19 protein-coding genes are annotated in these 20,372 nt (G+C 52.6%); 10 read left to right on the top strand and 9 right to left on the bottom strand.

Translation table 11 applies throughout. The features are described from left to right. Window positions 1-371: 371 nt before the first annotated feature. Window positions 372-1,001: a TetR/AcrR family transcriptional regulator gene (locus K3T83_RS17285; RefSeq protein WP_220204202.1), complete on the bottom strand. Its 630-nt coding sequence runs from the start codon at window positions 999-1,001 to the stop codon at window positions 372-374. Window positions 1,002-1,484: 483 nt separating this feature from the next. Between K3T83_RS17285 and K3T83_RS17280 the strand changes: the two genes are divergently transcribed. Further along, entirely contained in the window at window positions 1,485-3,170 is a 1,686-nt protein-coding gene (locus tag K3T83_RS17280; RefSeq protein ID WP_220204201.1) for an ArnT family glycosyltransferase, read from the top strand. On the opposite strand, the gene K3T83_RS17275 is transcribed toward K3T83_RS17280, so the two are convergent. From K3T83_RS17275 to K3T83_RS17265, 3 genes are all read right to left on the bottom strand, one after another. Continuing rightward, the gene (locus K3T83_RS17275; RefSeq protein ID WP_220204200.1) at window positions 3,152-4,567 is read right to left on the bottom strand and encodes an acyltransferase family protein; all 1,416 of its coding nucleotides are present in this window, start codon (window positions 4,565-4,567) and stop codon (window positions 3,152-3,154) included. The genes K3T83_RS17280 and K3T83_RS17275 overlap by 19 nt on opposite strands. Window positions 4,568-4,829: 262 nt before the next feature. Next, complete coding sequence (locus K3T83_RS17270) at window positions 4,830-5,399, bottom strand: hypothetical protein (protein WP_220204199.1); 570 nt, start codon at window positions 5,397-5,399, stop codon at window positions 4,830-4,832. Between the two features lie 156 nt (window positions 5,400-5,555). After that, window positions 5,556-6,560: an LLM class flavin-dependent oxidoreductase gene (locus K3T83_RS17265; protein WP_220204198.1), complete on the bottom strand. Its 1,005-nt coding sequence runs from the start codon at window positions 6,558-6,560 to the stop codon at window positions 5,556-5,558. Window positions 6,561-6,691: 131 nt separating this feature from the next. Here K3T83_RS17265 and K3T83_RS17260 point away from each other — a divergent pair, with 131 nt between their 5' ends. The 3 genes from K3T83_RS17260 to K3T83_RS17250 all read left to right on the top strand — a co-directional run bounded on the left by K3T83_RS17260 (window position 6,692) and on the right by K3T83_RS17250 (window position 10,075). Then, window positions 6,692-7,552: a helix-turn-helix transcriptional regulator gene (locus tag K3T83_RS17260; protein WP_220204197.1), complete on the top strand. Its 861-nt coding sequence runs from the start codon at window positions 6,692-6,694 to the stop codon at window positions 7,550-7,552. 107 nt (window positions 7,553-7,659) lie between these two features. After that, window positions 7,660-8,934 carry an RNA polymerase sigma factor gene (locus K3T83_RS17255; RefSeq protein ID WP_220204196.1) on the top strand — a complete coding sequence of 425 codons (1,275 nt, stop codon included), beginning with the start codon at window positions 7,660-7,662 and terminating at the stop codon, window positions 8,932-8,934. Between the two features lie 157 nt (window positions 8,935-9,091). Continuing rightward, window positions 9,092-10,075 carry an alpha/beta fold hydrolase gene (locus K3T83_RS17250; RefSeq protein ID WP_220204195.1) on the top strand — a complete coding sequence of 328 codons (984 nt, stop codon included), beginning with the start codon at window positions 9,092-9,094 and terminating at the stop codon, window positions 10,073-10,075. A 181-nt stretch (window positions 10,076-10,256) separates the two neighbouring features. Here the strand turns inward: K3T83_RS17250 and K3T83_RS17245 are convergent, their stop codons facing one another. Beyond that, window positions 10,257-11,408: an epoxide hydrolase family protein gene (locus K3T83_RS17245; protein ID WP_220204194.1), complete on the bottom strand. Its 1,152-nt coding sequence runs from the start codon at window positions 11,406-11,408 to the stop codon at window positions 10,257-10,259. Window positions 11,409-11,695: 287 nt separating this feature from the next. Between K3T83_RS17245 and K3T83_RS17240 the strand changes: the two genes are divergently transcribed. Beyond that, window positions 11,696-12,031, top strand: coding sequence for a hypothetical protein (locus K3T83_RS17240; RefSeq protein WP_220204193.1), 336 nt, complete (start codon window positions 11,696-11,698; stop codon window positions 12,029-12,031). A 22-nt stretch (window positions 12,032-12,053) separates the two neighbouring features. Here K3T83_RS17240 and K3T83_RS17235 read toward each other — a convergent pair whose 3' ends face one another. Then, window positions 12,054-13,178, bottom strand: coding sequence for a YncE family protein (locus K3T83_RS17235; RefSeq protein ID WP_220204192.1), 1,125 nt, complete (start codon window positions 13,176-13,178; stop codon window positions 12,054-12,056). A gap of 75 nt (window positions 13,179-13,253) precedes the next feature. Beyond that, entirely contained in the window at window positions 13,254-13,649 is a 396-nt protein-coding gene (locus tag K3T83_RS17230) for a DUF4383 domain-containing protein (RefSeq protein ID WP_220204191.1), read from the bottom strand. 381 nt (window positions 13,650-14,030) lie between these two features. On the opposite strand from K3T83_RS17230, the gene K3T83_RS17225 reads away from it, so the two are divergent. The 4 genes from K3T83_RS17225 to K3T83_RS17210 all read left to right on the top strand — a co-directional run bounded on the left by K3T83_RS17225 (window position 14,031) and on the right by K3T83_RS17210 (window position 17,566). Next, window positions 14,031-14,255, top strand: a complete 225-nt coding sequence (locus tag K3T83_RS17225) for a hypothetical protein (protein ID WP_220204190.1) — start codon at window positions 14,031-14,033, stop codon at window positions 14,253-14,255. Between the two features lie 55 nt (window positions 14,256-14,310). Then, window positions 14,311-14,742 (top strand): type II toxin-antitoxin system PemK/MazF family toxin, encoded by a 432-nt coding sequence (locus K3T83_RS17220; RefSeq protein WP_220204189.1) that lies wholly within the window; start codon window positions 14,311-14,313, stop codon window positions 14,740-14,742. A 17-nt stretch (window positions 14,743-14,759) separates the two neighbouring features. Then, window positions 14,760-16,160 (top strand): L-seryl-tRNA(Sec) selenium transferase, encoded by a 1,401-nt coding sequence (gene selA / locus K3T83_RS17215; protein ID WP_220204188.1) that lies wholly within the window; start codon window positions 14,760-14,762, stop codon window positions 16,158-16,160. Between the two features lie 134 nt (window positions 16,161-16,294). Next, window positions 16,295-17,566 carry a M16 family metallopeptidase gene (locus K3T83_RS17210; RefSeq protein ID WP_220204187.1) on the top strand — a complete coding sequence of 424 codons (1,272 nt, stop codon included), beginning with the start codon at window positions 16,295-16,297 and terminating at the stop codon, window positions 17,564-17,566. A 95-nt stretch (window positions 17,567-17,661) separates the two neighbouring features. Here the strand turns inward: K3T83_RS17210 and K3T83_RS17205 are convergent, their stop codons facing one another. Beyond that, the gene (locus K3T83_RS17205; RefSeq protein ID WP_236064922.1) at window positions 17,662-18,030 is read right to left on the bottom strand and encodes an EthD family reductase; all 369 of its coding nucleotides are present in this window, start codon (window positions 18,028-18,030) and stop codon (window positions 17,662-17,664) included. After that, entirely contained in the window at window positions 17,990-18,898 is a 909-nt protein-coding gene (locus K3T83_RS17200; RefSeq protein ID WP_220204186.1) for an alpha/beta hydrolase, read from the bottom strand. The genes K3T83_RS17205 and K3T83_RS17200 overlap by 41 nt, the downstream gene beginning before the upstream one ends. A 302-nt stretch (window positions 18,899-19,200) precedes the next feature. On the opposite strand from K3T83_RS17200, the gene K3T83_RS17195 reads away from it, so the two are divergent. Beyond that, window positions 19,201-20,244, top strand: a complete 1,044-nt coding sequence (locus tag K3T83_RS17195; RefSeq protein WP_236064921.1) for a sigma-70 family RNA polymerase sigma factor — start codon at window positions 19,201-19,203, stop codon at window positions 20,242-20,244. Window positions 20,245-20,372 lie beyond the last annotated feature (128 nt).

Raw genomic sequence — 20,372 nt, 5'->3', positions numbered from 1 at the left:
CCTCCTTTAACAACTCATTGTTCAGGTAGGTACTTAACTTTGACGAAAATGTTTATTTCTTTGGTTGCAAATGGATTAGGTGCGATCTTTGCATTTAATCCATTTGCTTTCTATACCACGATTGACTCGGAACGGTAGATGCAGATTTCGGCAGCTCATTACCTAAAAATTCGCTAAGATTCTCCTGAGAACGATGTGAATCTCCTTCTGATTCCCTCTTACCAGGCGGGATCAGATCAGGGGCAGGAAGATAAGAAAAGAGCGCCTCTCCGTTCAGAGAGACGCTCTTTTGCTGTGCCCGAAGATCGAAGTAGTATTGGTGAAGTGATCTTCTTTTTTCTCTATTTCGTCAAAAAATGTCTGTCACCGCTCTATGAGCCTCGCTGGGCTGGACACTCTGCCCCAATGCCTCGAAAGTAGATGCGGTTAACCTCGCTCAGCACGTCCTTGAGATTCATGCCCTGCTCGACCACCAGACGACGATGGGCCAGTGGAGAAAGCATGCAGAAGAAGGTGTGGAGCATAATGGGCGTTGGCAGCGTTGCGTCAAATTCACCGTTAGCTTTTCCTTCGTCTAATACTCTGGTAAGCTGCTGCGCTATTGGGTCCATCGATTTGCCGTAGCGCTCCTTCATGACATTTTTAAAGTCGATGCTGTTATGGAGTGCGTAGAGGAGTTGCATGCGCTGGCCCGACATATCGCCAAAAATCGCTTCAGCCATCAGGGTTAGCCTCTCCTGGGCAGATCCAGGCTGAGCACTAATCTGCTCAATAGTCCTGGTAAGTGCTTGCATTTGCCGCTCGATGATGGCATAGACCAGATCTTCTTTGCGGGCAAAATGCAGGTAGAGGGTTCCCTTTGCAATTCCTACTCTGCTGGCAATCTCATCCATTGCCATGTCGTGATATCCCTTCTCCAGCAAAACCTCCTCGGCTGCCTGGAGGATGAGATCTTCGCGCTCCTGCCTCTGTTTTTCTCTTAACGAACGATGCCCGACCATCTCTGGTCCAAACCTCCCTTCAGGAGACCCCAATGTGACCTGTTGGTTACTTCATGACATTTAGATGTATTCTGTGACCTAAATTTCTTTCCGTGACTTCATAGTCATAATGATAACGCAAAAGTCAAATCCTGTCAATACCTTACAATTTTCATAACGTTTTGTACTGGCCTTTGGTTCATAGTTGTGCGATGATGATGAAATTGGAACAACCTGGACTGGGACTCTCGCGCTTCGTAGTCGAGCGATTTATCGCGCATTCCCGCACATGCGCGATAAATCGCTCGACTACGAAGCGCGAGAGTCAACTTCATTACACAGAGACATGTCTGTAAATTTCATCATGAGTCCCATTTCTCGCGCTTTATTACGATCGTTGTTCGTTTAGTAGATAGACAGGATGGCGAGGGGAAAATTTTTCAGGAGGGAGTAGGTGTGTTTTGTCCCTCTCCTGGTCGATACAAAACACATCGCTGGATTTGCATGAAATATCTTAAAATTAGCTTGAATGAAGTTGCTGCCGTTCTACTCATTATTGCTGCGACTGTGCTACGCCTCATCTTTACCGCTCTGGGAGGACCACTCACCAATAGCGATGAGGGAACGATAGGCATTATGGCGCTGCATATTGCCTATCGCGGCGAGCATCCTATTTTCTTTTATGGGCAATATTACATGGGCGCTTTAGAGGCGTATGTGGCGGCAGCGATCTTTCACCTCTTGGGGCCGTCGCTCTTTACCTTGCGCCTCGGCCTGGTGCTGATGATTACTGGTTTTCTCGCCTCTACCTATCTACTGACCCGTTTGCTCTATTCAAAAACCTGGGCGTTGGTGACGCTGCTTCTGCTTGGGCTTGGGTCGAGCTATGTGCTGGGCCGCGAATTAAGCGCGATTGGTGGTTATCCTGAAACCCTGCTTTTTGGCTCTCTATCCTGTTTGTTTGCCTGCTGGCTAGCTCTGACCTGCAATCCGGCTCTCCCCATGCGCAAGCGAGCATGGCGCTTTCCGGTCTATGCCTGCTGGGGGCTGGTGGCGGGATTGGGCCTCTGGTCCGATCTCCTGATCATCCCTTTTGTGTTTATGCCTGGCCTGCTCTTGCTGATTGCCTGCTGGCGTGAACTGCTTCAGGCGGTGGCGGCCCTCTCTGCCTTGCTCGGTCTTGTCGCTGGTGCTTATCCCCTGATCCGTTATAATCTGACGGCGGCTCCTGGCAAGGATTCGCTGACGACCTTGAGGGGCTTGCATGGCACATCCAACTCCTATCTAGAGCTGGTTAATATCGTCAAGGAGTTGAAGGGAACGGTTCAGATCAGCATCCCTATGATGACGGGCAATCCCTTCTGTCCCGTCACCGAACTCTCGTTTCTGGGACCGAACAGCCCGCACTCGCTGCAATGCACGCTCATACACGGCGTCTGGGGCTTCGGTTATCTGCTCGTCTTTGCCATTGCTTTTGCCCTGGTCTTCTGGGCTATCTGGCGCGGCTTGCGTCGTCGCGCACCTGTGGAAGAGCGGCAGGACGTGATGCGGCAGACGGCCCGCCTATCGCTGCTGGGTGCTGGCCTGATGGCGCTAATGCTCTATACCTTTAGCGATGCCCCACTGACCTGGCCTGGCATTCACGGACGCTATATCATCGGCCTGCTTATCGTCACTCCCGCCATCTTGTGGCCCCTATGGGCTGGTCTGCGTACGATGCAAGTGCGCTTTGTAGGCTTGATCACGCGGATCATCAGTGCCATTGCGCTTGTTGGCATGTGCGCTGTGTTGATCGCGGGAACGGTGCTGGCCTTTGCCGAACTGCCCTCCATTCAAGCAAAGAATCAGCACGATCAGACTTTGATCAACGACCTGGAGCATCTGGGCGTGAAACATATCTATACGGATTACTGGACCTGCAATAAGATCGCCTTCCTCAGCAACGATAAGGTGATTTGCGGCGTCGTCACCGGCTCGCTCACTCCCAGCCACAACCGCGATCCGCATTACTACGATATCGTGAGCGCTGATCCCGCCTCAGCCTATGTCTTTCCTATCGATACGGGTTATAACGCTCCATCCGATAAAAGCACACGTATTCCCGCCGTTGAACAAAAGTTGAAGTCCAAAGGCGTGAAGTATCGCTATCTCGTGCAGGATGACTATATCTTCTATGTACCGGAGGTTTGAGATCCGGAAGAGACCACTTCTTTTGCTGATGGGGGCGGCGTGCGCTGCCCCTCAGTATTTCTCCTCGTCAGCTTATCGCCAAACTGAATGCCTCGCTTTTCTACCAGAGCGAAGAGTAGCAGCATGCAGGGAACAATAAACACCAGGAACCAGCCCCAGTAGAGATTGTAGAGGATCAGATTTTTCCAGCCCAGGCTTTGCAACTGGAGCACGGCCAGATGGGTGAAATCTTCCAATAGCTTGAGATGCCACATATAGATGCCGAAGGAGAGCAGGCCGATCCAGCGCAATGGTGTCCACTCAAAGGGCCGCTTGAGCCAGTCCGCTCCAAACAGGATGGAGGCGATACACGCGCCATAGCCGATGGAATAGCCAAGCTCGCCAACGTGATCGAGCAGTGGGAAGTAGTTATCAAATAGGGGCCATGTATGAGGGAATTTCTGGTCGTATTTCCACATAAACATGACGTAGAGCCAGAGCAGGCCCGCGACGAAGAGCCAGGGAGCCAGCCGCCGCGATACCAGCCGAAAGCGCCCCTCGCTGCTCTGCGTGCGCCAGTAGATATAGAGCGTACTCACCAGCATGCCGATCCCGAAATCCTCTAGAAACTTGCCATGCAGACCAGCACTTGGCACACCGTAAAAGAAGAACAGGAAAACGTTGATGACTGTGCGTGGGAGATGAAACGTCTCTGTTGGATGCTGCGTCAAATACAGTCCCAGAGTGCGGCTAAGAACGCCCCAGGCGATGACACCACCCAGGCAACAGAGTAGTGCGGCGAGACGCTTCGGTGGAGCGATGCGGCGAACGAGTAGCGCAATCCCCAGCGCCAGGAGTGGGAGCAGCAAATAAAACTGCCACTCAACGGCCAGCGACCAGAACGGCCCATTGATTTGCTTGAATGCGGTGGGCGAGGAGTCCATAAAGAGGATCACAAACATAAACAGGTCGCCCAACCGCTTGAATTGCAGGAAGCTCGGCGTGTAGATCAGGATCATCAGGAAGAGGGTCACGTAATAGGCGGGCAGGATGCGCAGCGCACGCCGCAAATAAAAATGGCGAGCCAGCGGCCAGGAGGAATCGAACAGCAGCGCCTTCGCGTAGGGCATAAACAGCAAGAAGCCTGAGAGGACGAAGAAGAGCGTCACGCCCGTATCGCCAGCATAGGCGAGGCTTGCGATCCAGCGCGAAACCTTGCCTGGATACCAGAGCCGGATATCCTGCGTCGTCACCAGTGTAAGATGATAGGCCACAACGCTCAAGCAGGCGATTGCTCGCACGCCGTCTAGCGAGGCAATGGTGCTTTTCTGTTTTTTTCCTTCCAACAGGGTAGCCAGCCAATGAATGAAGCGCTGCCATATATTCTGAGTCTCTTTTTTACCAATCTCAACTTGCATGCAATATCCCTCAACCTGATCTGGTTCCTGCAATAGCTATATGTTTCCCAACATACTCTATCAAACAACCCGGAAGCTGGCAATAAAAGTTTCCGGTGCTATTACTTCTGCGTGTTCTTTATTCAGAGACGATTCAGGACCGGGCTGGTTTCGTTTTCCTATCCCGGGATACAGGTTGCATGAAGAGGACAGAAAGAAGGAGCGCCAATATCTTTCGTTTAGCGCTCCTGTGCGTTGCTTCTAGCTGTAGTGGTGTGTTAGCCTATAGTATGCTGTCGCCGCTATCATTTGCGTTGTTGCTGCCAGTGATGGTGCTACCACGAGAGGTGCTACCGCCAGTGGTGCCGCCGCCACCAAAGTCAAATCCGCTGCCACCGAGGAAGTGTTTGGCGGCGAGAGCAGCGAGTCCGGCGACGGCCAGTTTTGCGCCTGTGCTGCCCAATGGACCTCCCGGCCCTAGCAGCTGATGCAGTATGTCGGGTTGCTGCTGCTGGGCATATGCCGTGAGACGTGCTGCATCCTGCGGCGACATGCGTTTGGGGTCGGTCGTCTGCACGCCCGCCTGCTGCGGGTCATACCCCTGCTGCGTCAATGAATTTACCAATCCCTGCAAAAAGTTGGTGCGCTGCTGTGGCTGCATCTGATTGTAATATTGCTGATGTACCTGCTCAATAGCTTGTGGCGACGCGTTGCGCACAAAGTGCTGATACTGCTGTCGCGCCTGATCTTCCGGTATCTGATGGTAGGTGCCTTGATCCCAGGCCTGCGCATACTGCTGATAAACCAGCGGGTTATTTGGGTCATTTGGATTATTTTGATATTGTTGCGTCATCAAACATCTCCTTTGTGTATGTGAAGCGGGAATTTCCCTCTCTTTCTGATGCTATGCCCTCTATACTGGCAATTTGCGGCATCTTAACAACACGTATGATACACGTCGATGCTCCCGAAAAGGATACTGTGCTATTCTGTGGCGACCTGTTGTTCTCTATTGTAGAGTCGCCATCACTTCTTTTGTAATCCGCTCAAATTGGCGCGGCTCGTCTGGCCCGATGATGCGGAGGATAAATGCTGTAGCACCGGCTTGCATAAACTGTTGCAGGCGCTCGATGCAAGTGTGGGGCGAGCCAAAAACGGTACGCAACGCCACCTCAGTACGTGTAAAGTCATGCTCGTAGTAGCGATCCAGGAACTCTTTGCTCTGTTGAAATGCCACCTCGTCATCGTCGTTGATATTGATATCCAGATACAGACAGGCCTCGAAATCATTGCCCAGATTGCGGCCCATCTCGTGTGCATAGCGTCGAATATCAGCCAGATTGTCGGCAAACAACGCAGGTGTGCGGCTAATGGTCATCCAGCCATCAGCATAGCTAGCTACCCTTTGTAATGCTCGTGTCGTCATTTTGGGTTTGCGTGGATCGGTTGCGGTGGAGATCCAGATCGGCAGGGAGTGCTGAATCGGGTGCGGTAGGATTGTCACGTCGCGAAACTGAGTATATTCGCCTGTATAGCTGATTCGTTCCTGCGACGAGGCCAGGCGCAAGATCTCGATTGCTTCTTCCATGCGCCGCATGCGTGAGGCAGGATCGATATGAAAGGCGGCGAACTCCTCTGCGAATGTCCCCCCCTGTGTTCCTGGCGCTCCCTGGCTGGCGTTGAAGATCATGCGTCCCTGTGAAAGCACATCCAGGCTGTACCATTGATAGGCCAGTTGCAAGGGATCGCGGAGTGGTGTGCTGGTGAAACTGGCCGGTCCCAGTTTGACTCGTCGGGTGCTGACAGCCAGAGCACCCAGCAGTACTAGCGCATCAAGGCGGGGCTTGGCAAGAATCGAGTCGCCGACCCAGACCGAATCCCAGCCAGCCTCTTCAGCTCTTTGTGCCAGTGCCAGCAACTCTTCTACTGTAGTGGTGCCAGTAACAAGGCTGCGATTAGACAGGACGAGTCCAAAACGAGGACTGTGGGGAGTTGCTATCTCATTATTTTGCATGATAATCTCCTGTTTGCTTGTGATAGTAATGAGTATAGTAGCGGCCAACGTTGAGAACCAGACAGCGTTTATGGTAGCATGATGAGTACCAGCTTCCGAGTATGAAGCAATGTGAAGGAAGGAGAGCAGCCATGCAGCGAGGTAGCGAACAACAACGTAGAGAAGCATTAGGGGCGTTTCTTAGAACACGACGCGCTCGCCTCTCTCCCGAACAGATCGGTATGCCCACGGCTCCACGCCGACGCACACCGGGACTGAGACGAGAAGAGGTCGCGATTGCGGCGGGCGTCAGCACGACCTGGTATACCTATCTGGAACAGGGACGAGATATTCAAGCATCGAGCAGCATTCTTGTAAGCCTGGCGAACGTTCTCCAACTGACGGAAGATGAGCGGTCCTATCTCTTTACCCTTGCCAGACAGCCCCTTCCGACAAAGCAACCATTGCTGGAACCGTCCTTGCAACAGACCTATCAGCGTATACTTGATGAGATGGGAACGATCCCGGCCATCCTAACTGGGCGCACCTATGATGTGCTGGGCTGGAATAGAGCCGCCCGTCTGATATTCGGCGACTTCGGGCAGATCCCGGCGGGCGAACGCAATATCTTATGGTTGCTCTTCAGCAAAACGCCTTTTCGCCAACAGATCACGCTCTTCCGTGAGCCAGAGCAATATGCTCAGGAGGTGACGGAGACTTTTCGCGGTAGAGTCAATGACTCGCTGACTGATCCGTCCATCCAGGCATTTATTGAGCGCCTACAACAGATCAGCCCCGTTTTTCGCGAGGTATGGGCCAGCCACAATGTCCGTTCAACGTGCGCAACCCGCAAAGAGCTATCACATCCCCTGGTTGGCAGTCTGACCTTTGATTATGCCAAATTTCAACTCATCGAACATCCCGATATCCGTTGTCACATGTACGTGCCGGACAATGAAGAGACAATAATAAAAACACATCAAATGTTCTATGAGAAAAGATTGAGCGCTTAGGGTATCTTTATCATACGCTCGCAGAAGGAGGTATAAGACTGCTCAGGAAATGTGCGTAAGGAAACCGCGCAAAAACGTGATAGGTGAGCAGAGAGGAGAAGAATACAATGCAGAAACGAGGAACCCCTCCAGAGGGCACCGCAACTGCGTTCGTTTGTCAGCATGGCACACGACTCCAAAGCTGTTCGATCTGCCAGCCTCGACGTTCCCAGAAAGAACTCATGAGAGCGCTTAGTGAGAGCATAGAAGTCACTCGCCCACGTTTGCTGCGGTTAGCATACATGTCAGGGATCGGACTAGATGAAGCCGAAGATGTGGTTCAGGAAACCTACCTTGAGGCGTGGAGACACCTTGAGAAGCTCCAGCCAGAACGCTTGTCAGCCTGGCTTAATGGCATCTGCCGCAACATCTGCAAGCGGCATCTTCATGCAAAGCCTTCCGCTCCTTACACAAGTAAATTGCGCGAAACCCTGGACGAAGAGAGTTTTGATCTGTCCGATTCGCTTGCCATTGATCCTGTTGAGGAACTGGAGCGCCAGGATATGCGGGTGTTGCTTGATCGAGCGCTTTCGCATCTTGAGAAGAATACGCGCGAACTCATCGAGCTGTGTTATCTAGACGAACTGCCCCAGCGTGAAGTAGCTGCGCGGTTGGATGTGAGCCTGGGGGCACTCGAACTCAAACTGCATCGTGCGCGGCAAAAGCTTCATCAGGTCTTGCATGGAGAATTACGCGAAGAGGCGCGGGCTTTCGGGCTGAGGCTTGACGAGGAGGAGTCTCTGGGCTGGCAGGAGACACGGCAATGGTGCTTTCTGTGCGGCAAGCGGCACTTACGCGGCATCGTAGAACACCAAACGGGAGGTGCGACCATGCGTTTGCGCTGTCCCGAGTGTTCACCACGCTATCAGATCGATGTCACCAATACAGGAAACTTCCCAGGCTTCTTAGGTCCAATCCGCTCATTCCGCCCCGCTCTTAGACGTGTGATGCAGGCAGGTGCAGAATTCTATCATACCTGTTTGAACCAGCAGCGATGTCCGACGTGTCAATCCAGAGTGCAGATTCAGATCATTGATCGCAGTACGCTTGTTTCTCCTTGCAGTCTTTACGATGCACTACCGCTGGGAATCTACGCACGGGTAGACTGCCCATCTTGTGGCACCAGCTTTTGCGAAGCGTATATTCCAGTACTGCGAACCCCCACCATTCGTGATTTTCTGCTTCGCCCACGCGTCCATTACGAAGCCGCCTCGTTTATGACCTACAAAGGATCGGACGCTATCCGCTTTCGCCTGCTTGATCTCTCCAGTGCCGAAACCCTCACAGTTCTGGCTCACCCGCAGACGTTGCACTTGCTGACCACCATCCAGGAACGATGCTGACGCTGGCGTCACATACCGGGAATACCTCGAAAACGAAAAGTGCGTAAGGTCATTTCCAAAAACGGTGATAAGGGTGCAGAAAACTATGCCTCTTGGATGCGAGACCGAGCTTTTTGAAACGTCGGCTGTCGAGGAAGCAGAAAAGGAAAGAAAACAGATGTCAACTTCTTTGAATCCAGATGATATTACCCACACGAAGAGTGAAACGGAACCGAAAGAACTGCTTGAGCAGGATGGCTACGCTAACGTGCAGGACGATGTTCCTCCTCTAGGCAAGCTGTATGATGTCGGCGGCGGTCGCCGACTCATGTTGCACCATGCGGGCACAGGTACGCCTGCTGTGGTGATCGAAGCAGGCGCTGGAGCGTTTGGGTTGGATTACCTGAATATGTTCGAGTTGTGTGCAAAACGCACGACCTGTGTACTCTACGACCGTGCTGGCAGTGGATGGAGTGATTCCGGGCCAGGAGAGCGCTCAGCGCGAGAGATCGTGACAGATCTACACAACGCTTTAGGCAAAGCACTCATCGAAGGTCCGTATCTGTTAGTTGGTCATTCCCTCGGCGGGCTGTTGGTGCGAGCTTTCGCTCAGAATTTCCCAGATGACGTGGTTGGCCTGGTTCTCATCGACCCCGCTACTGAAAGCTTTCCGGCACCGCAGGAGGATAACGAGGCAGTTGTGCTGGCGATGCTGAAAGAGCTACGGCGTAATCCCGACATCGCGCGTGAGTGGTATCCGACTATGTTCGCAGAATGGGAGAAACTGCCCGAAAGGGTGCGCGACCCACTCATTGCCCGCCACCTGGACCCTGACCGTGCAATTATTGGCCTTCGCGATATGCAGAATGCGCGCCGCATCCAGGAGGAAGTTGCCAATGGGCCAGTACCGCCCAATATGCCAGTTATAGTCCTGACCGGTATGCAGATCGACCCTATGCCAGGTGGCTCTGATGAAGACAAGCACGCCTTCAATCAGATTAAGCTTGCTGCACACACGGCCTTTGTCAACTCCGTGCCACAAAGTGAACATCGAGTGCTGAAAGATGCTGGGCACTTCTCCTACACCCAACGTCCAGATGTGGTCGTTACTGCGGTGTTCGATATCCTAGACCAGTTCACCACCCGCTCTCGTCATTGCTGATCTCAACTGCCGGTTCGTCCATGAGAGCAGTACCCTGTTTTGTGTCTCTCTGTCCCAATGCGGAACCGAAGTATCAGTGGCGAACAAGAGACAGGGCGCTGCTTTCCCCTCGTGCTTATTACCTTTCCCTTCGAAGGAGGGATGAGCGCGATCAATCGAGCAAAAGCAATAATAGACGTGATTACTGATTCGCCTGGTTGCGGAGCTGGCTCACAAAGTCCAGAATATCGTTGGCGTAAAGTTCCGGCTCCTCCCAGGCCATGAAGTGACCGCCGCGCGGAAAATCGGTGAAATGCACGAGGTTGACCTGGCGCGCGGCCCATTCACGAGGCAGGGGCGGATCATAGGGGCAATGGGCAACAGCTGCCGGAACAGACTCGCTCTTCCCCAGATTTCCTCCGCTGGCAACATGCATGTTGGCATAGTAGGTGCGAGCAGCCGAGTCGATGGTTTCTGTCACCCAGTAGATCATCACGTTGGTCAGCAATTCGTCGGCACTAAACCGCGTTTTCAATTCCTCTTTCCCCCTGCCTCCACTGCTGCCATAACCGATGAGCCACGCGGCTAAACCAGCAGGCGAATCGTTGAGGCCATATGCCAGCGTTTGCGGCTTGGTTGCCATGATCATATTGACCCCGATTCCTTCCTCCATAAACCACTTTTGCACCCATTGGGCCATCTCCATTTCGGCAGGCGAAAGCGTTGAAAAATCTGTATTTTGATCGGGGTAGCCAACATCGGTCAGGTGAATACCAATCAGTAGCTCCGGGTGCTTGCGCGCCAGCGCTTGTGTGATGATCGCGCCATGATCGCCGCCAGCGGAGATAAATTGCTTGTATCCAAGCACCTCCGTCATCAATTTAGCGAACAGATCCGCGTTGGCTTCGTCATCGTACGTGACAGGATCGGAGAAGCCGGTGCCGGGGATGGATGGCACAATCACGTCAAACGAATTGTTCGGGTCGCCACCATATTTGGCGGGATTAGTGAGCCGCTCAATGACCTTGTGATAGCGATAGAACGAATCTGGAAAGCCATGTAGCAGCAGGATTGGCGTAGGATTGGGGCCTTTGCCGCGCTCGTGGATGAAATGGATGCCGACGCCATCAACGTCTGCCTTGAACTGGGCAAAAGCATTGAGCGCCGCCTCATGTTTACGCCAATCGTAACTGTGCTGCCAGTGGTCCATCAGCTCTTTCATATATTCTAAACTGATTCCATAGGTCCAGCCAGCTCCCTTCGCTTCGCGCAGCCAGCGCGTGCGGTTCAGGCGCTCGTGTAAATCATCAAGGGTCACCTGGGGAACATTTATTTTGAATGGTTGTATGCTCATCTGAAAACTTTCTCCTTCGCATTTCTTTTGCTTACTACAAAAACAGTATACCCTTCAAAGGTGACATGATCCGCCCTCGTTTATGGAGAAATGTCCCAATATATTTATGAGAAATCAGCAGCGAAATCTTGAAGCTTCTTTGAGAGTTTCTTGAGGATTGTTGAAGAACTCTCGCATATAATAAACGCAGGTTGTAGAGTACAGAAATATACATGAAGAATTGATAGAAACTGTTTTTTACTTGCAAATCATCAAATTCATGTTTTGATATAAAAAGGAGCGATCGCTTGGATAACCTTGTGCAGTGTCTTTCAAAAGGATATCACCCTGTAACTGTTGGGGGTCCAAACCCCTCTCTCACCACCTTTAGAAATAGCATCGAAGATATGGGATATATCCTGATTAAGTTTACCGGGACGAGGGGTGGAACAGATCTGGGGATGTGGGTTGATACAAATTCCACCGATCTCAAGCAGGCTCATTTTGATCGATGTACTGGCATCGTTCATGTGGAGGGAACACTGATCTTTAACAATATCAGCTTGCGTTGCATTGCCGATATTGAACTGGCGACCCTCAAAGGAACGGGCCATCTGGTTGAGGTACAATCCGCCTTACATTAGCGTGGTGCAATTATTGCACCATTTATTTCTTGCGCAGTTGCTCTCTCAGTACGAGAATAATTACAATCAGCAAAAGCACAACCACTGATCCATAATGAACAAGGTCATCCAGAAAGGAAAGCTGGTTTCGTTGTTGTGGTGTGAAATGTAAAAGAGATGGATATAGCCCCGTAATGATGAAGTGGGGGGAGCCGCCCACATGGAAGGTTCGCATTACCTGACGGCCAGGAATATCGAGTGCGACCACATCGCCGTTATCCAGCGCGGCAAAGCCAAATTGTCCATCACTGGTGACGGCAATTGACTGCGGAGAACCATTGAGATGAATGATGCGCGTCGGGCTTTGCTGCGCTGTTGCAGTATTGATCGGCGCAACTACATCGATCTGATGCTCCCTTTTGTCAGGAATATACACTTCGCCTGTCGTCTCATCAAAATCCATCGGACCAAATGCGCCTCCGTGCAATGAAAACGGCAGCAAGCGCCTCGTTTGCCTATCCACCGCGCGTACCATCCCACTCCTCGTGGTCACATAGAGCGTATTGCCTGGCGGTGCACTGAGATACTCCGGCCCTTCGCTGATGGGCACCGTTATGAGTAACTTGCCCGCGCCATCGAAGGCAGAGAGCGCAGTTGCACCTGCAACCCATATCTCCTGACTGCCGGATGAAGTGCCTTCACCTCCTGCCAACGCCAGACCGTAGACACCGCTATTGGTCTGTAACGTGTATTTCTGCTTACAATTCATCGCATCCAGAACCACAACCTGTGATGCGTAGTTGCCTGCAACATAGAGCAGGTGGGCGCGAGAATCAAGTGCCAGCAGCGAAGAATTGCCTGCAAGATCGACGGTACAGATGGCCTGTTTGGTGGCGGTGGCAAGGAAAGTGACCCGGCTTATGCGCGGCTGTGTCACATAGAGGATACTTCCATCGAGGCTGAGCAGAATCATATGCGGCTCGCCCGCAAGTGCAACTGTCCCGGTAATTTTTTGCTCGACAATATCGATAATGCTGACCCCTGCCGAACTGCCTGCTATATAGGCCAGATTGGGTGCTCCTCCATCTGCTTTTACAGGTGTAGTGAAGAGGAAGCAGAGCCAGCAAGCAACCAGCAACATTTGTATGGTTCGCCACCAGTAGAGCATAGATATCTTTCCTTAAAAATAGCATGACGACAGGAAGTCTGGTAGACAGGCTCCCCATCGTTCTCAAAAAGCTTATTATTTGGCAACTGAAATCTGGGTTTTTCCTAACGCGAAGCCAACGGCAACCATTGCGGTCCCCGCTACAAGATGGAGCAGGTTGTCGGCCAGATTAATGCTGACGATGCCCAGTAGCGCATTGTCGATGACCAGCGGAGGGATAAAGCCGAGGACGCCCAGCAGCAAGTAGATGGCACCAATGACCTGATTGTAGCGTCGCGCAAGGCCTGTATAAGCTGCGGCAATACCCAGAATGCCGATCAGCAGATGGACGACGCTATGCAAGACATTGACCGCGAAAATGCCGAGCAGTGCTCCGCCAGGAACAAGAGCTGGGATAAAGCCGAGAATGCCTACGAGGACAAAAACGATACCAACGGCAAATGCAAATGTTTTTTGAATGTCGCTATTCATAATGAAATAGCTCCTCCTTTCTATTGAAGACTACGCCAGAGTGGTGGAATTGGATTACCGAAGAGAGATAACCTGTGGCATCTCCGAAAAAAAAAGGCAAAAAAGGCAATAGAGTATGTGTCATTTTGCATCTATGTGTTGGAATATGGCGTATCATAAATGTCTCTAAATCATATTGCGTTTTCATGCAAGCATGAGCGAAGAAAATAGTGAGATTGCATATCTTTACAACCGTAGTACTAAAGTCGTCGAAAAAGCATTGCTTCTTGCATAAATTGCTGGTATAATCTCCAACGTTGGAGAAAAAACAACCCTCACGCGGTTTTCCGCTACCCAGTTTTAACGTGTGGCGAATAGGACTTTGGAATAAGAGGTAGCTTTATGGCAACGAATTGCGACTTCAGCCGTTCTTCCTTGATAATGGAACAGTATCAGCGTGATATGGAACTCATAGCTGTTGCCTTGCAAGAAGAGAGTCAGGACGAACGTGAGGAGCGTCTCAGTCTCGTTGCGCGTTCCTGGTCTCTCACATCAGCATGTTTCCAATCACAGCTAGAGCCAGAAGAGGCATCGGTGTATGCACCAGTTGCTCTGGCGCATCCATAGTTACTACGTTCATAGTTTTTAATAATAAAAATAGAGATACATAGCAGTAAACGCCATGCCTCATCCACCAGAACTAGCACCGGATGCTCTGACCTATCAATCGCCCGTGCAGTTTGGCATGGTGTATTGGGTAAACTTTGGGTATCCTTCGCTCCCTCCGGGTATCGAGGAGAAACGTATCCTTGATTGGCATCCCGCTCTCGTCGTTTCCGGGGAGCCTTTTTGCCGTCATGCCGGAGCTGTGAATGTTGTGGCCCTGACTTCCTATCGCGGGAAGCTGCGCCCATACCATCACTTGCTCTTGAAACGTGATTATCCCCTCCTGGACACCGATAGTCTGGTGAAAACCGAGCTGATGTACCCTGTGCTACGCTCCTTGCTAGCCGACCAGTACGCCATTTGCCGTCTCAACGATGCCGATCTTCGCGCTGTTATGGCGAAGGTGGCGAACAGTCTGGCGATTACTGCGTTCTTCTCGCTGCATTAGAGAGGAGTGGCCGATGTATGACTATCGAACAAAATCCGCTGCGTCTCTTGCCCTCTGTCGATGAATTGCTACAGTCTTCAGAGGGGCAGCGTCTTATTGCCCTCTATTCTCGCTCGCTTGTTCTTCGCGCCTTGCGCTCTTCCCTTGCCCATGCTCGCACCGCCATTCGCAGCGGCGCAACCAGTCCCTCTTCCGTCGATTTACTTTCCTCTGCTGAGGATCTCTTACAGCGCGAACAGCAGCCGCATCTCCGACCCGTCATTAACGCAACAGGCGTCATTATCAATACCAACCTGGGACGCGCTCCCCTGAGCTATGAGGCGTTGCAGGCCGTGCAGCGGGTCGCCAGCGGCTATTCCAATCTCGAATATGATCTGGAACCCGGCGAGCGTGGCTCTCGCCATGTACATGTGGCCGCGCTCTTGCGTGAATTGACCGGGGCCGAGGACGCCATCGTCACCAATAACAACGCGGCTGCGGTCCTGCTTGGTCTGAGCGCGCTGGCGATGGGACGCGAGGTGGTGATTTCGCGCGGCCAGCTGGTTGAGATCGGCGGCGGCTTTCGCGTCCCCGATGTGATGCGCCAGAGTGGTTGCCGTCTGGTCGAAGTTGGCACGACCAACCGCACCCGCATCGGCGATTATGAGGCCGCGCTCAGCGAGCAGACCGCGCTCTTGCTGGCTGTGCATCCAAGTAACTTTCTGATTACGGGCTTTACTGAAGCGACCTCTATTGAAGCTCTTGCTGCCCTGGCCCATAAACGCGGCCTGCTCGTCATGAACGATCTGGGCAGCGGGTGTCTGCTCAATAGCGAACGCTACGGGCTGGCCCATGAGCCGACGCCACAGGAGAGCATCGCCGCCGGCGCCGATCTTGTCTGCTTCTCCGGTGATAAGCTGCTTGGTGGTCCCCAGGCGGGCATTCTGGTTGGCAAGCGGGAGGTGATCGCGCAACTGGCAAAGCACCCGCTTATGCGTGCCGTACGCATCGACAAGATGACGCTGGCTGCGCTGGAAACGACCTTGCGCCACTATCAACGCGCCGAAGCCGAGACGCATATCCCCATCTGGCGCATGATAGCTGCTTCTTCTGAGAGGATAAACAGGCGCGCCACAAACTGGATTGCCCAGCTTCAGGAGAAGGGTGTGGTGGCTCGCAGGCAACAGGGAGCTTCGACGATTGGCGGTGGCTCTCTCCCCGGCGAAACCCTGCCCACAACGCTTGTCGCCCTCGATGACGCTCGCACGCCGTTGCCTCTGGAAGAGCTGGCCCGCCGCCTGCGTCTGCGTCGTACATCCATTATTACCCGCATCCTGCGCAACTCGCTGTTGCTTGATCCTCGCACGGTCCTGGAGGAACAGGAGCCGGAGGTGATACAGGCGTTGGGCGAAGAGGTGAATCGCGGAGCTTCGATCTGAAATACAACTTGAAGTACTACATATCGATTTGACAATCGTTCTCTACCAGGGCTATGATGCTATATAATTGAGTAATATGCCTGTAGAAAAGAGCGAGCAGGCCACCTGCGCCTTTGTATTGTAAGGAGCAACGAATGACAGAAACCACAGCAAATGGAACTGTGTTTCATACCCACCGCCTGAGCAATGGCTTGCAGATTGTGGGTCAGCCAATGCCCGATTTTGAGTCGGTGGCAGTATCATATTTCGTCCGTACTGGTTCACGCGATGAATATGACCCGGCCATCGCAGGTGTTTCCCACTTTCTGGAGCATATGGTTTTCAAGGGCACTAAGAGCCTCAACTGGCAGGAGATTACCCTCGAATTTAATAAGATCGGGGCGGAAATCAACGCCTTTACTTCCCACGAAGCCACCGTCTTTTATGCGCGTGTGCTGGGCGAGTATCTGGATCGTGCCGTTGAGCTATTGAGCGACATGATGTATCCCCGGCTGGATGAGAGCGATTTCGAGACTGAGAAAGAGGTCATTATCAACGAGATCGCGCGCTCAGAAGATCAGCCGTATAACTACACCTATCGTCAATTGATGCAAACCTACTTCGGCGGCCATTCGCTAGGACATGACGTGCTGGGATCGCGCGACAGTATTCGCAATATGCATATCGAGCAGATGCGTAACTACTGGCAGCGCCGCTACGCCGCCAATAACCTGATCCTCTCCGTCGCTGGGAAATTTGATTGGGACCATATCGTCGAACTCGCTGAGAAGCATTGCACAAACTGGCGCACTGGCGATACTGGCCGCGATGCCTCGCACTATGAGCCTGCGCAGTCGATCAACAATATCATGGTCAACGAGCAACTCAAGCAGCAGATCATGATCGTTGCTATGCCAGCAGTCGATATCAAAGATCCTGACTATTACGCGGCGGCTCTAGGGGGGAGCATCCTGGGTGACAGCGATGGTTCGCGCCTCTACTGGAATATCTACCAGCGTGGCCTGGCAGAGTCGGCCAGTGCAGGCGTCTGGGCAATGGAGGGAACTGGCATCCTGCTTATGGAAGCTAATTCCACACCGGAGGATGCCCCGCGCGTCCTCAAGCTGCTGCGCGCCGAGCTGGATAGCCTGCTGAACGATGGGATCTATGAAGATGAACTGCGCCGCGCGAAAGATAAGCTGATTAGCGGAATCGTGCTGAGCAGCGAATCGACCTTTGCCCGCATGCGCTCTCTTGCCAGCGATTGGGTCACGGAGGGCCGCCTGATCAGCGTTGAGGAAGAGGTTGAGCGCGTCGAGAACGTGACAACCGAAGACGTAATGCGCGCCCTGAAACGTTTCCCCTTGCGCGAAAAGCAAGTGCTGACCGCTCTCGGCCCATTGAGCGAACAGCAATTGCTGGCCTGAATACACTTTTAAATAAAAAGCATGCTGGCGTTCATTCGCGAAACAACGTTTCCGCGAATGAACGCCAACTTTGTTCCCCGAGGAACAACTTCTGTTTAGACCTCTTCCACCTCGTATACCATGCTTAAGACTCCACCATTGGTAAACTTGGATACATCCTGCTCTGTGGGCTGACCTTCAGGCGATTGGAACGCTTTGCGCAAGGAGTCCATGTCATCCCATTCCAATTCGGCTACGAGGTAATAGGGTTCGCCGCCGCGAATGGGCGTCGCATTCCAGCCAAGCGTATAGCGCCGCAGGCCAGGCAGCTTCTTTGTCAGTGGGATATGTACTTCGCGATAATGACGATTGAATGCTTCGGTGTCCTCTGGTTTGTTATAAAGTACGAGAAATCTAACTATGACGGTTCTCCTTGTTCTTTTGTTATTTACAATGAGATTGGACGAATGCTCCAATGTGTTCAAGAGCCTGGGTTCCTTCGGGAAATGGTCGCGTTGTGGCAGTGATGGGCCAGGTGTGCCAGAGCCCCTCCCCTATCTGAAGCTCGGCTGGAACACCCGCATGGCGAAGGCGCTCAGCAAGCTGAATGGAGTCGTCCAACAGCACTTCATCGCTGCCTGCATAGACAAGCATAGGAGGGAGTCCCTGGAGATCCGCAAGCAGTGGAGAAGCCAGGGGCGAGTGCGGATCTTGTTCTCCAAGATAGTATTGACGCAATTCAAGAAACAGGTCTTTACTGTCCATGAAATCGGTCTCCGCTTTCGTGGTATAAGAGGTGGCGCTCAGGGTCAAATCGAGCCAGGGAGAGATCAGTACTGCTCCTGCTGGTTGCGGAAGGCCAGCCTGCCGCAGCGAGACCAGCGTTGCCAGAGCGAGACCGCCTCCTCCTGAGTCTCCCATGAGAACGATATGCTCAGGCTGGATACCACTTGTTAGCAGCCATTGGTAAGCCGCGATGCAGTCCTCCAGGGCAGCCGGGAAGGGATGCTCTGGGGCGAGGCGATAGTCGAGGAGCAGGACTCGCGCCTGTGTGAAGCGAGAAAAAGTGGCGGCAACAGCACGATAGGAGGCGCAAGAACCCCATACATATCCTCCTCCATGCAGGTAGAGCAGCACACGACGATCATCAACTTCAGGTGTACTTACCCATTCGGCTGCGACCGATCCCACGTTGATCGCTTCGACCTGTGTGTCAGCAGGAAGAGGAATTTGCGCTCGTAGCGCTTCAAACTGGGATCGTCTCGTTTCGACAGAGAGGCGAGCCTGCACTACAGATGTGGCGGCGGTACTCTTCATGAACGCACGAATTTGCGCGGCTTGTGGACTGATCATAAAAACCTCCTCTTGAGAAAGTAGGATAGCTATCTGATCAAACTGTCGTAGTAAGCAAAATTGTGCGGTCCAGAAAAGTCGTTGCAAACCGCATAGTTTTGCTTACTACGACAGTTTGATCAGGTAGCTATCCTACTCGCATGTTACAATGTGATCCATGATTAAGTATGTGGAGATGGACGCTTGCCTGTAGAGAATGGTGTGAGTAGAATGGTATACGAGTGGGTTATTTTCGCGGAAAGGTGCGAGAGTTCTGTTGAAGCGGAGCTATCCAGGAAAATACGACTGTGAGAGGAAATAATGTGACAGAGCAATCGAGGAAGGCTGATGAGCGCGAGCAGGAAGGCTTGAGTGTAGAGCAAGCAGAGCCAGAGCGCTTGCTCGAATCCTATCGTAATGAGCTGCTTCTACATTGTTATCGCCTGCTGGGTTCGTTGCATGATGCTGAAGATACGGTGCAGGATACGATGTTGCGAGCCTGGCGCCACTTTGACAGCTTTACGTACAGAGGTCCGGGATCGCTGCGAGCCTGGTTGTACACGATTGCAACCAACACCAGCCTCGATACTCTCAAGAAAAGGTCTCCTCGCACTCTGCCAACCGCAGCTTCTCCCGCGTGGAATCCACAGAAGCCGGTTGCTGCTAGAAGCTTCGAGACGCTCTGGCTTGAGCCTTTTCCTGACTCCTGGCTGATCGAGGCTGCGGAAAACCCGGAAGCTCGCTATACTCAACATGAGAGCGTCTCCCTGGCCTTCCTCACTGCTCTTCAACTTCTGCCACCTCGGCAGCGAGCTATCTTGCTCCTCTCGGATGTGCTGGACTGGCGCGCTGCCGAGGTCGCACAGTTGCTTGAGATCTCGGTTTCAGCGGTCAATAGCGCCCTGCACCGCGCACGGGTGACGCTTGAGAAGAACTATCCTCGTGAGCAGCGAGAGATGGTACTGCTTCATCGCGTTGATGCCGCGACAAACGCGTTGCTCACACGCTATCTCCATGCCTGGGAGACAGACGATGTGGATGGACTCGTGGCGCTGCTGAAAGAAGATGCGATATTGAGTATGCCGCCGGTTCCTTCCTGGTATCAGGGGCGAGAAGCGATTCGCACTGTTCTCCGCACTGCCATATTTCCCTCTGGCGTACAGGATAAGTGGCGCTTATTTCCAACGCATGCCAATGGGCAACCCGCATTTGTAGTGTATCGATCAGACGAAGCAACCGGATTGTATAGCGCGTTCGCCGTGCAGGTTATCACGCTCGATGGTTCCGGGCAGATAACCCAGGTGACTGCTTTCCTCGGCCCAGAGCTAGCTACCTTTTTTGGCTTCCCGCTTCAACTTCCTCAGTAAAGCCAGCATAACCTTGCAACAGATGTAAGCAAGATCTGTAATATGCAACTATAGCCTCTTTGGGTTAAGAGGATGACAGGCTATGTTTTACTATAGTATATATAAAATATGAATATATATGCTTTATG

Source organism: Reticulibacter mediterranei (genome assembly GCF_016587455.1).
The sequence above is the reverse complement of the archived record's forward strand: the minus strand, read 5'-3'. Positions and strand labels throughout refer to the sequence as shown.

Coding starts and splice junctions, on each gene's coding strand:
- K3T83_RS17265 (WP_220204198.1), bottom strand. CDS start 6,560: ATGCAAAATAATGAGATAGCAACTCCCCACAGTCCTCGTTTTGGACTC.
- K3T83_RS17275 (WP_220204200.1), bottom strand. CDS start 4,567: ATGCAAGTTGAGATTGGTAAAAAAGAGACTCAGAATATATGGCAGCGC.
- K3T83_RS17225 (WP_220204190.1), top strand. CDS start 14,031: ATGGCAACGAATTGCGACTTCAGCCGTTCTTCCTTGATAATGGAACAG.
- selA (WP_220204188.1), top strand. CDS start 14,760: ATGACTATCGAACAAAATCCGCTGCGTCTCTTGCCCTCTGTCGATGAA.
- K3T83_RS17280 (WP_220204201.1), top strand. CDS start 1,485: ATGAAATATCTTAAAATTAGCTTGAATGAAGTTGCTGCCGTTCTACTC.
- K3T83_RS17260 (WP_220204197.1), top strand. CDS start 6,692: ATGCAGCGAGGTAGCGAACAACAACGTAGAGAAGCATTAGGGGCGTTT.
- K3T83_RS17210 (WP_220204187.1), top strand. CDS start 16,295: ATGACAGAAACCACAGCAAATGGAACTGTGTTTCATACCCACCGCCTG.
- K3T83_RS17235 (WP_220204192.1), bottom strand. CDS start 13,178: ATGCTCTACTGGTGGCGAACCATACAAATGTTGCTGGTTGCTTGCTGG.
- K3T83_RS17230 (WP_220204191.1), bottom strand. CDS start 13,649: ATGAATAGCGACATTCAAAAAACATTTGCATTTGCCGTTGGTATCGTT.
- K3T83_RS17250 (WP_220204195.1), top strand. CDS start 9,092: ATGTCAACTTCTTTGAATCCAGATGATATTACCCACACGAAGAGTGAA.
- K3T83_RS17255 (WP_220204196.1), top strand. CDS start 7,660: ATGCAGAAACGAGGAACCCCTCCAGAGGGCACCGCAACTGCGTTCGTT.
- K3T83_RS17270 (WP_220204199.1), bottom strand. CDS start 5,399: ATGACGCAACAATATCAAAATAATCCAAATGACCCAAATAACCCGCTG.
- K3T83_RS17245 (WP_220204194.1), bottom strand. CDS start 11,408: ATGAGCATACAACCATTCAAAATAAATGTTCCCCAGGTGACCCTTGAT.
- K3T83_RS17220 (WP_220204189.1), top strand. CDS start 14,311: ATGCCTCATCCACCAGAACTAGCACCGGATGCTCTGACCTATCAATCG.
- K3T83_RS17285 (WP_220204202.1), bottom strand. CDS start 1,001: ATGGTCGGGCATCGTTCGTTAAGAGAAAAACAGAGGCAGGAGCGCGAA.
- K3T83_RS17200 (WP_220204186.1), bottom strand. CDS start 18,898: ATGATCAGTCCACAAGCCGCGCAAATTCGTGCGTTCATGAAGAGTACC.